Genomic DNA, 17,059 nt, shown 5'->3' with positions numbered 1-17,059 from the left:
ACCAACTCTTAAAAAGGATTGAAATCTATAGCTAAAAACTTAGCCTTCCGTACTTTTATTATTCATGCTTCTTACCGCTCTTTCAATTCCAGCTGGTGTTAGAGGAAACATTGGAATCAATTGCTTTATGAGCTGAATGGTATAAGTATGCGGCCAATATTTAATTGGCTCAGGGTTGAGCCATACAGTCTTTTTAAATTTCTTTGGAATGGCTTTTAAACTATCCACGCTGCCCTGGGTGATTTCATAGGGTGCCATAGCAGCATCTCCCATAATGAATACTCTGTAATCCTTACTGTGACTTAAAAGTTTTTCCATGCTGATCGCTTTGGTTCTACGTTCATCAACATACACTCTATCATAAATGGTATTATGGAAGTAATAGACTTCAAGATCATGTGCAAAGCGTGTCTTCATCTTCCGAAACAAATTCTGCACCGAACGAACGTAAGGCGCCATAGAATAGCCTCCATTATCAATCAATACAATTACCTTCAGCTCTTCATTCTTTTCACTCGATAATTCAGGTATAAAAAGCCCTCCTCTTTTAATACCCGACTTTATGGTTTGAGGTACATCCAGCTTTTCAGTATTACTTTCCTGAATCACCCCTTTTATAGAAGCAAGAGCTGCATCCACATTATTATCATTCAAGGTAGCATCCTTATCAATAGGAAAATAATGTTTATCTCCCATTACCTTTCGGGCCATCTTCCCTCCTCCTTGTCCACCCACACGGATTCCATTCTTTGCAGCTCCTCCATGTCCGTAAGGAGATATACCACCGGTACCAATCCAATGGCTACCTCCACCATGACGAGTCTTCTGCTGTTCACGAACTTTCTCCATGCGCTCCAGAAGCTCCTCTAAAGAGAGCTCCGAATAGTCTGCCATTTTATCTAATTGGCGCTCTGGAATTTCACCTTCTTCTGCTTGAGGATCCTTATCTTCTAAATCCGGATTATCCTTATCCCAAATCTCTTTACCTGAAATCACTTCTTTAATATCATAAGAAGTTAAATGCACCTCATCCAAAAATAGATTGGTTAGCTCTTCATCATCATACTCTCGATCTGCTTCTTCTACAAATTTAGTCTTCCATTTTTGAAAAGTTTCAGATCTTTTGATTGCATCTTCCAGGGTTTCACCTGGCTTGATGGGAATATGTAAGAAATAAGCATAATAGGCTTTCGTAAAAGGACCAATATCTGTAGGCTCTTTTACTATGATTCCCTTCAGTACATTATGAACATCCCCTAAGGTTTTCACCAAATCTCTTTGCATAGCTTTCCTGAGTAAAAGCAAAGTTCTAACATCTGCTTTTAGTCCGTATGATCTGAAATGTTCAGGTAATGAGCTAAACATATTTTTTGTTTCTAAATATATATTTTACTAATTGTTTATGGCAAATACTAATTCGGCTTCCCTTTAAAACACCCCTATAATCCCCTCGAGGGGATAGTCACTTCTATTAAATTGAGTAAAAAATTAAAACTTATCACCATTTTGTTTTAAATCTTTATAAAAAGGTTTTAGATAAATTAGCAATAGTATTTTTGTGCATCCCCCTATTATCCCCCCTAGGGGATAGTCACTTTGATTAAGCCATTTAGCTAGTCCTCGTTTTAAATGAGGATTCAGTAATTATCGAGTTTTAAACTTGAAATATTCAATTTAAACTAGATCCAAAATTATCATCAGCACCAATCATTCTGTTCACTCGAATCATATCATCTTGTGTTTTGATCAATGCTCCTATACCTTCAAGGCCTTCTATTTTCTTTACCGCTTCTTTAGGTGCAATATCCCCCATGTATTTTAACCAGTTTAATATCTCTCTAGTTGTAGGAGCTCTTTCCAATCCTAATCTTCTTAAATGGTAAAATACATCAATTGCCACTTTCACTACTTTATCGTCCAAATTAGGATGATGTTTATCAATGATTTTCGCCATAGTATCTTGATCCGGAAAATCGATATAATGATAAATACATCTTCCCTTGAAAGCAGTGGGTAATTCCTGTTCACGATTGGAAGTAATCACAATAGCTGGCATATCTTCTTCAGAAACTTCTATCACCTCGCCCGATTCAGGCATAATAAACTTCCGATGACTTAAAGCATACAATAAGTCATTAGGGAACTCACGAGGGGCTTTATCAATTTCATCAATCAATAATACTGAATTGGGTTTGCTATAAGCGATAGCCGCTGGTCCTTTCACTACATAATCAGCCAATGATTCAGGATTACGATCACCAGTAGTTAGTTTACTATCTAATCCTTTCTCCTCTCTTTGAGCATTTAATATCTCTATCTGAGAATCACGTAAATATTTAACATGATCAAAACGAGCTACAAACTGCTCCACATTACTTTTAGAACCTACCGGATACACTTCTAAGTCTAATCCTCTATCCTTTGCATAATGTATTGGTAATTCGGTTTTACCCGTTCCAGGTTCTCCTTCTATTAAAAGTGGCATTCCTAAAGTTCGTGCCATATGAAAAGCTTGTGCTAATGCCGGGTCGCATAAATATTGTTCTGATCCAGTCCAATGTGAAGTTTCTGCCATGATTTATTAATCTTCTTAATCAAATATAAGTTCAGATTTAAAAATCAAAATTGGGCTTTATTGTTTGGAGTTGCAAATGTTTGATAAGTAATAAGCTTGATTGCTTGGCTTAAATTAAAATAAGCTAAGATTTCATATTCGGGATTTTAAAGCTTATTTTAGTTCCCTTAGCTGGTTTAGATTCAATATCAATTTCACCATTCAGTTTAGCGACTGTTTCTTTTACAATGTACAATCCTAAACCAGAGCCCGCATTATCATCTGTCGCTCGATAGAACATATCAAATACTTTGTGAATATGCTCTTCAGAAATGCCTCTTCCATTATCTTGCACATTGATCACTGCCGTCTTTTTATTTGATTTGATTTCTATATCTATTTTAGGAGATCTTCCATTTCGATAGCGTATAGAATTTGATATAACATTATTCAAAATCACCTTTAATCGCCAAGGATCAGAATAAAAGGTATCATCCAATTTAATATCGAGCGTTTTCTCAACCTCTTCATCAGAATTTGAATATTTCAATTGATCGAAAGATTCGTTTATAATCTTTTCAAAATCAATCGGTTCATTTTTGATTTCTAAGCGCGCATTTCTTGACTGATCCAAAATTTCAGTTATAAAAGTATCCTGAAGATTAGCACTTTCCTCTATTTTCGAAAGATAGACGCTTTTCATTTCAGGACTTTCATCTGTCTTTGCCAGATTAAGCAGCCCCAACATGCTCGCAATGGGAGCTCTTAAATCATGTGAGACTCTATAAACGAAATTATCCAGTTCTGCATTAATCTTTCTCAATTCGGTATTAGAGTTTTGTAATTCCTCTTCTGCTTTTTTACGAGTTGTATTTTCTTTTTGCAGCTCTTCTGTTCTTTTTTGCACGATCTCTTCCAAGTTCACATTTAAAGATTTCAACTCTGCTTGAGCTTCATTTCTTTCTCTTTGAGTAGCAGACAGAATTATTGTGGAAACGCTAATTACGCCTAAGAACGTTTGAAGAATCAACATGGCATTTGAAGGTGTTTCCATTACAAAGGGGCCGATCCCTTTAGTGGTCATGTAAACAGAAATTAAGGCGATTACAATAGTGCCCGTCATAGCAACTGCCAAGTGGAATCTAAAAGCCATCCAAAGGAGCATGGGTAAAACTAAAAAAGGAATGGATTGCTGCACCGGATAGCGTAATTCTTCATTATTTAGCAACATAAAAACGACTGCTATGCCAAGGCTAAAAAATATAACTTCTATTAAATGCGCTCGCTTTAAATTTTTAAGAAAGGGCTCTCTAAACGATAATATAAAAGGAGTAAATAATAATATGCCCACTAGATTCCCTACCCACCAGGATACAAACCGACTTAAAAATTCACCTTCAGGAAATAAGTCCTGATAGTAAAGTGCCCCTGTGCCAATAGCTGCGCTGATAAGCGCTATAACCACCCCTATTCCTAAAAACCTAAAGATGTTGACTGATTTTCTGAATAATTGATCCTTCTCAATCCATTTTGTAATCAAAAAGTTACCTAATAAAGCTTCCAAAGTATGACCTGCTGCAATTAATGAGGATAATAATATTACGGAATTAGATTCAAGGTCACCCGTATTCCAATAGGCAAGTATATTAGCTAATAATGCTCCTATTGTAATACCTGGCCAGGCTTTTCTTCCCAATATTATAAGGAATGCTAATGCCAAACCTGAAGGTGGCCAGGTGGGTAAAATGTAAATGTCTTCAAATACTAAAAAATAGCCAAGGCGAGCAAAAAAGAAGTAGCCCAGTGCGACAAAAAGTATTTTTAAGTCTTGCTTATATTTAACTATAGCTTTTAGCTGCATTACTTAAGTAGCTTGTTATTAGTTAAATATGAGATAATTTTCGGAGACTACTTCTATGAATTCATGTTTTTTATCGATTAATTAAAAATTTTATTCTATTAAAAGAATATAAGTCAAATGAACATTAGATAGATGCAAGAATCGCCTCTGACAATTTTGTTGCAATTTCATTTATACCCTCTTCAGAATTTAAATACTTTTCGGAATCAGGGTTAGAGAAGTAGCCCATACTCAACATTACCGATGGACATTTTGTATTTTTCAAAACATAGAATCCAGTTGAGTATCCCATTCTTACAGTTTTGTCTATTTCTTTGAATTCATTAGATAACAATTCTGAAAAATATTTGGACTGAGCTGTAAATTCATTTGAATCATTGTAAATGGCTATTAATCTATCTTCATCTTCATACTCATGAGTTTCAACATGTAAAGAAATAAATAAATCAGCATTATTAGTATTAGATACTCTTTCTTCTAAGGTAACATTATTATCAATTGAGCGAGTTAACTCAATTCTAACTTTTTCAGAATCTTTAAAATTCTCATAAACTAACTGTGCAACTTTTAGGGTTACTTGACTTTCTGTCTTATCAAAAGATTTCATCCCCTTATCATTGCCCCCATGTCCCGGATCAATTAAAACTCGAATTTTACCTTCTGAATTTCCCAGATTCATCTTGTTAGACTTTCCATCAGGTACCTCTTCTTTATAATTATAGTCTTTGATATAAAGTAAAGGATCTAAGGCTTCTCCCTGTGAGTCTCTCACTTCATAGTGCAAATGTGGTCCAGTTGATGCTCCTGAATTTCCAGTTAAAGCAATAATGTCTCCCCTATTTACTTTTTGACCTTCAATTACCTTAAATTCAGAAAGCTGAGCATATTTAGTTTGATATAGACCGTTATGATCAATGACTATATGTTTACCAAATCCATTTATAATATGATCAACTTTAATCACGGTTCCGTTAGCAGTAGCCATTACTTGGTTACCGATATCTGTAGCAAAATCAACCCCTTCGTGCATTCGCATCACTTTTAAAATTGGATGCATTCGTTTACCAAATGTGGAAGTTAATCTAACCAACTCTGAATTTTTTACTGGCTGAATACTTGGAGTATAAACATCACTTAAGTCTATAACGCTTTCAAATAATTCATCCAATTCGGGATCAATTAAGAAATTAGGCGAGTTTTCTTTATTGGCAAATGAAAAGGCTAATAAGGCGATAACTGGCAGTAATATTAAATATTGCCATTTTGATTGTTTTTTAGGTTGATTCATCATTTTTATGCGGTTTTTTATAGTGTTGAAATTGAAGTGATTAACACTTGCTATTGAAAAATTTGAATGGAGTTCCGAATAAAGGGTTTCTTGATACTTCACCACATCATAGTCTCTGGCTATGGTTTTCTCATCCGCCTGGAACTCATGGATTTCGATTAGTTTTCTTCTATATAAATAGTGAAATGGATTGAACCAGAAGATAGCGGTAAGAAATTCTAAGAATATCCTATCCAATGAATGCCAATACTTAACGTGAGCTAATTCATGATTAAGAATGACATCAAATTGCGGGGCTTTTATTAATCTTTCTGGTATAAAAATCTTATTAAAATAGCTAAAGGGTATATCAATATCAGCAATAAAAACATTTTGATTATTAATAGTAATTGCTTTAGCTTCTCTTGTAATTTTCAATAATTGAAAATGACTAAGCAATACTTTAAGTAAAAAGAATGTAGTAATAACAATGAATAAACCAATCCCTATAGCTTTATAATAATTGATAGTATTGGATGTTTTAACAGGGACTAATACCGATATGGATTCACTAAGCGTTTGATCTGTCATTTCATACCAATTTGTAATCTCATGAACCGTCTCATTTGAGTATTGAGATATAGCAGGAAAAGATAAAAGAGGAATTACAAAGCTAATCACTAACGCTACGATTAAATAAAATCTATTAGCCGAATGATTTCCGCTTTTATGGAATTTTACTGTATATAGAATATACAATATGGCTTGAATCACCATTACTTTTAACAGAAATAATAAGGTAGTAATCATGATTTTTTCTTTTCAATTTCCTGATCTATCATTGATCGAATCTCTTTTAGCTCGTCTAGCGATAATTCTTTCCTAGAAGTAAAAAACGAAGCAAATTGCTTGTAGGAATTATTAAAAAAATTCCCAATTAAACTCTTGACGGATTGGTTAGAATATTCTTCTTTTGATATTAAGGGATAATAGTGTTTAGATTTCCCGTGTAAATCAAAACCAACAAATTTCTTCTTCACCAATACATTAACCACAGTACTTATGGTAGTATATGCTGGTTTAGGCTCCTCATAGTGTTCTACAATATCTTTAAGATAAGCTTTTTGAAGCTTCCAAAGATGCTGCATCAATTGCTCTTCTGCCTTTGTTAATTCTTTCATAGCACAAGGTTATTACTATTTTATTAGTAATACAACTATTTTTGTAATTTTATTACTATATATATAGTAATTACTATCCTAATTTGATAATTATGAAATGTTAGATTATTAATTTTAAGGGGGCGATTTCATCCAAAATCATTGAATTTTGAACAAAAACGTACTTATTCAGTTGATTTTGTAACCTTAAGTCAAACAGATCGCTACACAATCTATTGATTTAGTAAAATAGTTGATCTCAAAACAAATTTTAATCAATCAGCAGATATATATGAAGAAATCATTACGATTAGTTTCGATAATTATCTTTCTTACTTTTTTCAATTTTATTTCATATGCTTCGATTAATTCACAAAATGACTCTTTAGGGGTTGAGATAGAATTAATTAATCCTTCCAAATCGATAAATGATGGAGGAATAAAATTGTCACCCTTTGGCGGAACTCCACCCTATCAGTTTAAATGGTCTAACAAAAACACACCATTAACTGCTAATGAGGCTTCAGGACTTATAGAAGGTTTTGAGTATAATGTAAAAATTACTGATGCCAATGATGTAAGCATCACCAAGAACATTACCATTCCTGCTGAATCTATAACTGAGAATTTCAATTCTGTATTTGAGCCAGTGGTTCAATTTATGAGTAAAGTGCTCTTTTGGGATCCTTTTGAAGCAGTGGGTCTTTATGATCCAATTGTGTATACTGATAAAGAAATGATCAAAACACCAGAATGGACTGCTAAAACAGATAAGATATTCATACTTAAAAAGAAGCTGGTTCAGGATGGTGAAAAAGTAAATAAAGGAGATGAAATAGCAATTGTTTCCATAGATAATGAAGATGCAGATGTAGTGAAAGCACCAGAAAGCGGTGTTATTGATTTTAATGAAGAAGAGGGCAATGTTATTTTCAGTCCTAATAATACAAAACATTTGATTGAACAGGGTGCTCAATATTTTGCTAGCATCACTTTTGAAGAAGAACGTCCACTATTACACCCTAATGGTGACATTAGAAAAAATAGTATCCCATTTATTGTAGTTTGGCTAATAGCAGGAGCTGCTTTCTTTACAGTAAGGATGGGATTCATCAACGTAAGAGGTTTCAAGCACTCAATTGATTTAGCAAGAGGAAAGTACAGCGACCCTAATGCGCCTGGTAAAGTAACCCACTTTCAGGCTTTAGCTACAGCAGTATCTGCAACTGTAGGTTTAGGAAACATTGCAGGTGTAGCCGTTGCCATTTCAATTGGTGGTGCGGGAGCTACTTTCTGGATGATATTGGCAGGATTACTTGGAATGTCATCAAAATTCGTAGAATGTACATTAGGAGTGAAATACAGAGAAATTAAGGCCGATGGTAAAATTTTTGGTGGCCCCATGAATTACCTGCGGTATGGATTAGAGAAACGTAACATCAAAGGATTAGGAAAAGTATTAGCTGGGGTTTTCGCAGTATTATGTGTAGGGGCTTCATTTGGTGCTGGAAATATGTTCCAGTCAAATCAATCCTTCCAAATTATGGCTTCACAGTTTGCAGTGTTAGAAGGCTGGGGATTCTGGTTTGGGATAGGTTTAGCGGTTCTAGTGGGAATCGTTATCATTGGTGGTATTGAAAGTATTGCCAAAGTTACGGGTAAGGTTGTACCTATTATGGCAATCATTTATGTGCTTGCAGCCTTAACTATTATTGGAATCAATATTGAAAACTTGGGACCTGCACTTTCAGCTATATACAATGGAGCCTTAAATTCTAGCGCACTAAAAGGAGGATTTATAGGTGTTTTAATAATTGGTTTCCAAAGAGCGGCTTTCTCAAATGAGGCGGGTGTAGGTTCTGCAGCCATCGCTCACAGTGCTACTAAAACTCACAATCCACCATCAGAAGGATTTGTAGGGTTAATGGAGCCTTTTATTGATACCGTTGTAGTTTGTACATTAACAGCACTAGTGCTTATTTTCACAGGCATGCATGAAGTACCAGGAGTTACAGGCGTAAAATTAACTGCTCAAGCTTTTGGTTCTGTTATTTCATGGTTCCCATATGTATTAGCAATAGCCGTTTTCTTATTTGCATTTTCCACCATGATTTCATGGTCATATTATGGAATGAGAGGCTGGACTTATCTTTTTGGAAAAACCAACAGATCTGAATTAGCTTATAAAATAGTATTCTTAGTATTTGTAGTAGTGGGTGCTTCAGTAAGTTTAGGTGCAGTATTAGACTTCTCAGATATGATGATACTTGCCATGTCAGTTCCTAATATGATTGGTTTATACATCTTATCTAAAGAAGTTAGAACTGATTTAGCTACTTATATGAAAAAGCTAAAAGAAGGAAACTTAGGGAAACCTGTTGAAGAATTACAAGAAGATGTAGCTGAGTAAATATTTTTATAATTTAATATTTAAAGCCAGGTTCCAGATCATGATTTTATTATTTGATCCAAGACTTGGCTTTTCTTTTGGCGTGAAATAGGAAGCGTTTTGCCTCCAATATGAATTGAATTACCTTCTATAGCCTCCACCTTATCTTTATTAATCAAGTAACTTTTATGGATTCTTAAGAACGGTTTATCCTCTACAATCTCTTCCATAGCTTTCATAGTCATTAATGTGATAATACTTTGTTTATGACTGTGAATTACCACATAATTCTCCATAGCTTGAACATAATTAATTTCATTAAAAATCACTTTTTCAAGTTTATGCTCAGTCTTGACAAAGAAATATTCATTTTGAGAAGAATCATCTGAGCTCACACCATGATAAGATAAATCAAATCTGTCTTTTGCTTTATTTACAGCTTTTAAGAAACGATCAAATGGATAAGGTTTAACCAAATAATCAATCACATCAAGCTCGTAACCTTGTAATGCATAATTAGGATAAGCAGTAGTGAATATCACCATAGGCGGTTTTGAAAGAGATTTCAGAAAATCAATGCCTGTCAATTTTGGCATCTGAATGTCTAAAAACATTAGGTCGATAGATTTTTCGGCCAGAAATTTATTTGCTTCCAATGCATTTTCACAATAGCCAATCAGGTTTAAAAAATTGATTTCAGAAACATATGATTTTAATCCTTCCGCTGCCAAATGTTCGTCCTCAACAATTAAAACATTCATTTTAGTGCTCATTTTCATCTAAGTTCAGTTTAAGGCTGACTTCAAAAAAGTCGTTATTCTTCTTAATGCTTAATTCATATTTATTTGGAAAAAGTAAAGCCAGTCTTCTTTTTACATTACTCAAACCAATTCCTCCTGCCCTATTATCATCTAATTCATCATCATAAGTATTTATGAATTCAGCCAATAAATTTGATCCTTGCTTTCTCAGATTAATCTTAACAATATTGGTAGAATCCTGATTAGAAGATAAATGCTTAAAGCAATTCTCTAAAAATGGAATTAAAAGTAAAGGAGGCATTGAGAAATCATATAATTCTCCCTCCTTACTAAATTCAACTTCTACTCTATGGGCTTTCCTTAACTTCTCTAGAGCTATATAATTTTCTAAATACTGAATTTCTTCTTCTATTGTAATTTTATTTTTACTGAAATCATATAACTGCGATCGAAGTAAATCCGATAATTTTATCAGCATTTCTGCCGCCTTATCTGGATCAATCTTAATTAAGACATAAACACTATTTATAGTGTTAAATAAAAAATGAGGATTAACCTGCGCTTTCAGATAACTCAATTCCGTCATCAGGTTCTCCTGGTGTCGCGCCTGTTCTAACTTCTGATTTCTTGATTTATCTATAATAGATTTAATACCAATCAATACTCCACCCATGAATAGATTTGAAATCAAAAAAACAGGAAATATGTTCATGAATTGGTCTCCAAAATACCTTGGCATATCCTTTCCTAATATTAAATTAATCGCTCCAAACATTAGGAATGACAATAAAACGGCAAGTAAAAAGTAGAATATAAAAAATAAGCCTGACCTCCCTTTTTTTAAGGTCCTGACAGCAATTACATACTGGGAAACATAATACATTGCTGCGTGTGATAACACATAGACAGAAGTTACTAAGTATAAATCGACTTTATTAGTGTAGAATTGATAATAAGCTGAACTGGCTAATGCAAAGTAAAGCGACCAACCAATTACGTGATGTATTTTATATTCTGTTATTCTTTTCCAAATCATTTCTTAAAGATAGAAAGCAATGTTTTTGTAACAACTATAATTGACGAATTACATAAAACTATTGACGAAAGGTAATAAGGCAGATAAAACAGACATTTTATCAATAAGATATTCTCATTCGGCAGTTTATCATTTTATAATTACACTTTGTCAATACATTTTCTGGATATGGATGATTCTTTCTTCATTTGAGAAATCAAAAACAAAAACAAATGAAAAATCTAATCAAAAAATCACGAATCATATTATTAATTGCTGGATTACTATTTTCGGCTCACATTTTAAAAAGTGAAAACATTATCAGCACTAAAGTTATAGGAAAAGGACAACCTATGATTTTGATACACGGCATGTCTTGCTCTGCTGATGTATGGTCAGATGTTGTTAACCGCTACAAATCAAATTATGAAATTCACCTGGTCACCTTAAAGGGATTTGGAAACAAAGAAAATGTAGAAAGTGATCATTACTTAAAAGCTGTAAGAGACGAAATTATATCCTACACTAAAGAAAATAAATTAAAGAACTCCATTTTGATGGGGCATAGCATGGGTGGTTTTCTTTCCTTATGGGCCTCAGCAACAGCTCCAGAATTATTTGAAAAAGTAATTTCAGTTGATGGAATTCCTTACTTCCCTGCTATTCAGATGCCAAACATTACTCCTGAAACGGCACAAGGATTTGTAAATCAAATGAAAGCTAGTATGCAAAATGTTACAGAAGAAGCATATGCCCAACAACAAAAAATGATTATCGCTGGAATGATTGCGACTCCAGACAAAAGGGAACAAGTAGTTGAAATGGGTATTAATAGTAACAGAAGTGTTACTGGACAAGCTTATGGCGAAATGTATACTACCGATATAAGACCTGAAATGAATAATGTAAAAGCGAATGTATTAGTATTAGGAGCTTGGGCTGCTTATGAGCAATATGGAAGCACAAAAGCTATAGTCGAACAAAACTATGAAGCTCAATGCAAAGATATCAAGAACGTGAAAGTAGCAGTAGCCGATAAAGCCTATCACTTTATTTTCTATGATGAACCTGAGTGGTTCTACGGACAGGTAGATTCATTTTTAGCTATGAAATAAGTATAGAAGGGTACGAATAAACCGTACCCTTTTCACTTTTTATTTAGATTCAAAACCAATATCCTAAAGCAGAAATCTGCAATCAATCGTTAAAATTTAATTCAATAATAAAACGAGATATTAGCCACTAAACAAGAGTCATAATTATAAAATCAATTCATTAACTATAGCCAGCTTTTCCCCACTTGTTTTTACTATATGAAGACTATCTGAATCTATTAAAGAGCTAATATTCATGACATAGTCGCAATAATTCTCTAATAGATCCGCGGGTGTTTTTCCATTGATACTAATCAGGCTATCCCCTAAAGAAAGTGGCAATTCTTCTGTTGTTCTATTTACTACCCATTGATTCTTATTAGTTATACCGGGAATAAATTTACGATTAGGCAAAATTTCTACTTCCTTCCTTTGAACTAATTCAATGATATCTTTTTCATAGTTGATGACTACATCGAAGTGTTTCAAGAACTCATTGCCCAATAGTGCCTTTCCATTTGCTGAAAAATTAACTGGGATGGTAGTTTTAAATCCATCAATTTCTATTTCCAGCTGCTTTTCTATGAGGGTATCAGTCTTGGATCCATAAATACCTGTTGTAGATCGGTCAAAAAATAACTTTTCCTCTCCTTCAAATGCTTCAGCTAAGCCTATCGGCAAAACTAATCCACCATTATAACCGACATCAAATAGCACATTCTTGGCTTCTCTTCCTCCTATTTTCAAGCTGATACTAGGCGTACCTGAAAGTAATGGATGATCAAAAGGAATGGCATGAGAAGCCGTTTCTACAGCAAATGCTTGATCTGAAAAGAAAATCAAATGCTTTTCATAATCTATTTTCCAATGGGCCAATTTTAAGATATTGGCTCCAATGATTCCATGAGGAGCAATGCACGGACTTGCAGACTCTTCATCATACGCTACTTTTCCAGCTCCTACATTATAAAAGGCAGTTTCTCCGAAAATGATAGAATCGATTCTAGTGACTTCAATTTCTCTCGTGACTCCAGCTGCAGTAGAATTTGATTTAGTGGTAATGGTTTTAAGTTGAAGAGATTCAGCCAATTCCTTTTCAATTTTACTATTGAAAGCGCCCGTGTCAAATATAAATTCTCTTTCAATACTGTCGCCATTTACTTTAGCTTTCACCACAATAATATCCTTTTTCATTTCGAAAGGAATGGCTTGTACAAATTTCTGGCGTCTTAATTCACCGCCACTCAAAAGCTGTACATTTTTCAAATAACTGCAGCCTAAGAAAGAGCTGGCAACTAAGATGATTATAATAGAAAATAGATATTTCATTTCATTTTAAATTTAACTTCCGTTTTATGTGTCCAATATACTAATAGAGGAATCCCGATAAGTGATGGTAAAGCAAATGCGATAAAAGGATTCATTAACTCAAAACGAGTGACCATAGTGGATAAAAATGCAGTAAAAGTAGCAATATAGGCTCCCATCATATTCCCTAGATGATAAGTATACCAATGTGCCACATGTGTAGGTCTTTTTACAAAAGGCTTCATATTCACATAGCTTAGATACATTCCTCCTAAACCAAAACCTGCAGACAATAGCACCCCAGCAACATTAGTTTCAGGTTTCAAAGCATAGTGAATCGCAATGGCAACAAAGGCTAAATTGGCAATAAAATTAATAATACCTGCAAACCAATCGTACCATTGTGGATTTTGACCTTGATGCAATTTTTTCAATTCTAGAATTCTTACTCCTGAAAACACACTGTAATAGCTAAGAAAGGCAATTAAGAACAGAAATCTATTAAATTGATAGCTTGCAATGCTTATTCCTGTTACAAATACGATGAGCATTGCCATAGCATATATCTTCCCTGATTTCTTATGTTTTACTTTTCCTTTCTGTGTAGCGATAGCTATTGCACCGCTTATCAAGGCAATTGCACCTGAGAAAATATGAATGATCAGGATGATTTGAATTATATTCTTCATAATATTAGCGCAGATTGATGATTCGATTTGGATAGATGACTAATTGAATGATATTAAATTCAAATTGATCCATTCTGGACAGTTGTCTGGAGGGGTCTTTGACTTTTTGTAAGGGATAATATCGAAGGTTTGTGCGTAATACCCAAGTCTCGAGTGGAGATGGAACTATGTCCCAACCAAAAATTATCCCTGGCGAAATCATTCTAGTTCGGGCCACTTCATTTGTCATTACATCATTCTCAAATTCCGCTGCACCCCATCTCTCATAGCTAATGCTTGGTCCGATAAATGGTACAAATCCATTGTAATCCCAAAAGAATTTAAAGGCTTCGAATGCCACAGACTTTCTTCGAATTACATGTTCTAATCCATAGCTGTTCGAGTTTGAGCTGTAATCCCTATAACTAAAACCGATGTGAAGCCCTGTGTCATGAAATAAGTAGCCCAGCCCAAAATCCCAATTGAATTCACCTTTGTGCCGTGGTAAGGACTGCTGCTCACCTTGAGAGAATTGCGGTGCTCGCAAGAAATATGCTCCACTTGGTGCAACACCTATTGAAAAGCTGTTTAATTTCCCTTTACTTCTCAATTCATCTTCCTTTTTCTTGGTAGATCCGTTTTTGTAGCCTTTCTCTTCCTTTAGTGTAGTATCGAAAAACTTTACAATCCCAACTGAAAAATAATTTTGTGGTAAATGAAATATTTCTCTTTGATTTCGGCTCGTATAGAACTCTTTTTTGTTCGTGGGCACCCACATAAGTTCCGCATTAAATTGCCATCCTTTATAAGCATAGGAAATACCTGCTAAGGGCGATGCAGTGAAAAATAAATCATCTCTGCTCCCGAGCTCTTCGTGCTCTAATTTGAAAACCATCTGATTCACTGAAACTCCAGCATAAGGTCTCAATTTGCCAAATTCCATTCTCCATGGGTAGTATCGAGCACTTAAATCTGCTCCTGGCAAGAAAAGGTATTCTGTTTCTTCTGAAACTTTTTTATCACCTAAGTGTGCGAGCGGAAGATTAACATTGAAGTCCCACTTTCCCCAAAAATGTAAACCCCCTATATTAAATCTAGGAGAAATAAGTGTTGGAAATTTACTACTCAAACCGCCTGATACAAATTGACCTTGTGTTGGTACTATCTGTGTATTGAACCCTACATAGGTTTGGGCAAATCTATGTTTGCTTTTCTCCTCCATATATACCTGCGCATGGAGTAATTCAGAATTGAATAAAATAATAAATGCTAATAGACCCTGCTTCATTTTTTACTTTTGTGTTTATGAATGATGAAGCAAATATGAAGAGCCCAATCGGTATTTGAGCTGATCTGAGTACCGTTTGGTATTAATGGGAACGATTAGGTATAAAAAGGAAGCACCTATATAGATCGATTGATTTTTTCCTTTAATTCAAAAGATTTTGATCTGGCTACAGGTATCCGAATATTCCCATATCTAAGCACTACTTCAAAGTTTCGGGCATTGCCCTGCACTTTCTGAATGTGATTAAGATTAATCATATAACTCTTATGACAATGAAAAAATGTTTCATCGGGAAGTTGATCTACCAAATTCTTTAATCTGTTTCGAATCAACTCTTTTGTAACTTTTTCTCCTGACTCTAGATAAAATAGCTCAAGGTAATTTCCATCTGACTGTGCCCAAAGGATTTCATCACTTTTCAAGTGCAATACAGGCTGGCCATTTTCAGCCACAATTGAATGCATATTTTCTGTGTGCTTTTGTTCTAGCTTCACTTTTTGACTTAGCTCATTAGCTACCTTGAGTTGATTTCGTTGATAATTATACTGTTCAAAAAGCACCATAATTAGTATGGGAAATATGCTAAACAATAATGTTTTTACAAATACCATTCTAAAAAGGGAAACTGGGTCATTATCCAAAACATCAATGCTTAAAAAAATGATAAAAATAGTGAACACTATTACCAGAAGCACTGTAAAAATCAGCATAATTTCCTTGCCTAAAGTCCATAAATCTTCATCCATTAATTTAGGAAACAGCAGTTTAAAAGTTTTAACTGTCAGCCAAACCATAGTTGAAGCAATTAAGCCGAGGCCCAATGCAAAAGCCAAAACATAAGTGGTAGGCAGACTATTGAAACCTAGAGGTCTGAAAAGACTAATTAGAATGAAAGTAAAAATTCCAGGAATGAGAATACTCCCGGAATTGAAAATAAAAGGATGCGGTCTTTTTAAGATTGAAAGCATAGGTAAAAATAATAGTTGACTTCAAATTTCTTTTATAGGTCATGAATTTCTATGATCTTCTCTCCTATTCATATTGAAAAATCTCTTCAATAGCTTTTGAAAAATACTTTGAAAGTTTAAATGCCAAATCTAAGCTGGGATCAAATTTCTCCTTTTCAATTGCATTAATGGTTTGCCTTGATACTTGTACCGCATTAGCTAAATCAGCCTGAGTGATATTGTGCTCCGCTCTTAATACTTTAACTCGATTTTTCATTTATATCTATATTTTCCTACTAGCGTTGCAATTAAATAGGTTATCGAGATTAAAATTACTAAAAATGAAATCTCAGCATCAAACCCAATCATATTGGTGATATCCATAACTGAAAAACTTAAGCCACCAATCACCCCAACTCCTAATGCTATTGCCATAGCATCAAAAGTAATTTTCTTATCTAATTCATCTAGACCATTAATGTGATTTCTATTCGCGAAAATCATTCCTACTCCAAATCCTAAATTTAGAAAGAATGCTAAATAGGTAAACACTTGATTCCCTTCCCATAAGAATTTAGGGCCAAATGTCACTAGAGCCAAAGTTGAAACCCAGGCAAATGTCCAAATTGCTAAGGCTTTTAAATTTTTCTTTTTCTGTTCATGCCAGTTACTTGCTTCCATAATGTATTGTTTAGTTGTCATATTGTAATTACTTATTGTCTTTTTGTAAAGTTTTATTTACACAAA

General features: G+C 34.2%; 15 protein-coding genes. 2 read left to right on the top strand and 13 right to left on the bottom strand.

What is annotated here, in order from left to right; translation table 11 throughout:
* Nucleotides 1-39: 39 nt before the first annotated feature.
* The 5 genes from QYS47_RS09010 to QYS47_RS08990 form a co-directional block, all read right to left on the bottom strand.
* Nucleotides 40-1,365, bottom strand: coding sequence for a hypothetical protein (locus tag QYS47_RS09010; protein WP_322345628.1), 1,326 nt, complete (start codon nt 1,363-1,365; stop codon nt 40-42).
* A 304-nt stretch (nt 1,366-1,669) separates the two neighbouring features.
* Entirely contained in the window at nt 1,670-2,575 is a 906-nt protein-coding gene (locus tag QYS47_RS09005) for an AAA family ATPase (RefSeq protein ID WP_308356898.1), read from the bottom strand.
* A 124-nt stretch (nt 2,576-2,699) separates the two neighbouring features.
* Nucleotides 2,700-4,415, bottom strand: coding sequence for a sensor histidine kinase (locus QYS47_RS09000; RefSeq protein ID WP_308356899.1), 1,716 nt, complete (start codon nt 4,413-4,415; stop codon nt 2,700-2,702).
* Nucleotides 4,416-4,539: 124 nt separating this feature from the next.
* Entirely contained in the window at nt 4,540-6,492 is a 1,953-nt protein-coding gene (locus QYS47_RS08995; protein WP_322345625.1) for an N-acetylmuramoyl-L-alanine amidase, read from the bottom strand.
* On the bottom strand, nt 6,489-6,863 hold the full coding sequence (locus QYS47_RS08990) for a BlaI/MecI/CopY family transcriptional regulator (RefSeq protein ID WP_302125823.1): 375 nt from the start codon (nt 6,861-6,863) through the stop codon (nt 6,489-6,491). The genes QYS47_RS08995 and QYS47_RS08990 overlap by 4 nt, the downstream gene beginning before the upstream one ends.
* A 271-nt stretch (nt 6,864-7,134) precedes the next feature.
* Between QYS47_RS08990 and QYS47_RS08985 the strand changes: the two genes are divergently transcribed.
* Nucleotides 7,135-9,252 carry an amino acid carrier protein gene (locus QYS47_RS08985; RefSeq protein WP_322345623.1) on the top strand — a complete coding sequence of 706 codons (2,118 nt, stop codon included), beginning with the start codon at nt 7,135-7,137 and terminating at the stop codon, nt 9,250-9,252.
* Nucleotides 9,253-9,290: 38 nt separating this feature from the next.
* Here the strand turns inward: QYS47_RS08985 and QYS47_RS08980 are convergent, their stop codons facing one another.
* Nucleotides 9,291-10,010 carry a LytR/AlgR family response regulator transcription factor gene (locus QYS47_RS08980; protein WP_322345622.1) on the bottom strand — a complete coding sequence of 240 codons (720 nt, stop codon included), beginning with the start codon at nt 10,008-10,010 and terminating at the stop codon, nt 9,291-9,293.
* Entirely contained in the window at nt 9,994-11,028 is a 1,035-nt protein-coding gene (locus tag QYS47_RS08975) for a sensor histidine kinase (RefSeq protein WP_302125830.1), read from the bottom strand. Before QYS47_RS08975 ends, QYS47_RS08980 begins: the two co-directional genes overlap by 17 nt.
* 212 nt (nt 11,029-11,240) lie before the next feature.
* Here QYS47_RS08975 and QYS47_RS08970 point away from each other — a divergent pair, with 212 nt between their 5' ends.
* Nucleotides 11,241-12,122: an alpha/beta fold hydrolase gene (locus QYS47_RS08970; RefSeq protein WP_308356905.1), complete on the top strand. Its 882-nt coding sequence runs from the start codon at nt 11,241-11,243 to the stop codon at nt 12,120-12,122.
* A 144-nt stretch (nt 12,123-12,266) separates the two neighbouring features.
* Here the strand turns inward: QYS47_RS08970 and QYS47_RS08965 are convergent, their stop codons facing one another.
* The 6 genes from QYS47_RS08965 to QYS47_RS08940 form a co-directional block, all read right to left on the bottom strand.
* Nucleotides 12,267-13,430 carry an aspartyl protease family protein gene (locus QYS47_RS08965; RefSeq protein WP_322345619.1) on the bottom strand — a complete coding sequence of 388 codons (1,164 nt, stop codon included), beginning with the start codon at nt 13,428-13,430 and terminating at the stop codon, nt 12,267-12,269.
* Complete coding sequence (locus tag QYS47_RS08960) at nt 13,427-14,098, bottom strand: hypothetical protein (protein WP_302125839.1); 672 nt, start codon at nt 14,096-14,098, stop codon at nt 13,427-13,429. Before QYS47_RS08960 ends, QYS47_RS08965 begins: the two co-directional genes overlap by 4 nt.
* A 4-nt stretch (nt 14,099-14,102) precedes the next feature.
* Nucleotides 14,103-15,365, bottom strand: a complete 1,263-nt coding sequence (locus QYS47_RS08955; protein ID WP_322345617.1) for a hypothetical protein — start codon at nt 15,363-15,365, stop codon at nt 14,103-14,105.
* 116 nt (nt 15,366-15,481) lie between these two features.
* Nucleotides 15,482-16,333 (bottom strand): LytR/AlgR family response regulator transcription factor, encoded by an 852-nt coding sequence (locus QYS47_RS08950; protein ID WP_322345615.1) that lies wholly within the window; start codon nt 16,331-16,333, stop codon nt 15,482-15,484.
* 64 nt (nt 16,334-16,397) lie between these two features.
* Nucleotides 16,398-16,589: a helix-turn-helix transcriptional regulator gene (locus tag QYS47_RS08945; protein ID WP_302125846.1), complete on the bottom strand. Its 192-nt coding sequence runs from the start codon at nt 16,587-16,589 to the stop codon at nt 16,398-16,400.
* A complete protein-coding gene (locus QYS47_RS08940) occupies nt 16,586-17,014 on the bottom strand; it encodes a hypothetical protein (RefSeq protein ID WP_322345613.1) in 429 nt (142 codons plus the stop codon). Before QYS47_RS08940 ends, QYS47_RS08945 begins: the two co-directional genes overlap by 4 nt.
* Nucleotides 17,015-17,059 lie beyond the last annotated feature (45 nt).

The organism is Marivirga arenosa, assembly GCF_030503875.2.
Classification (GTDB): Bacteria; Bacteroidota; Bacteroidia; order Cytophagales; family Cyclobacteriaceae; genus Marivirga; species Marivirga arenosa.
Note: the sequence above shows the minus strand (reverse complement) of the source record. Positions and strands in the feature narration are given on the sequence as shown.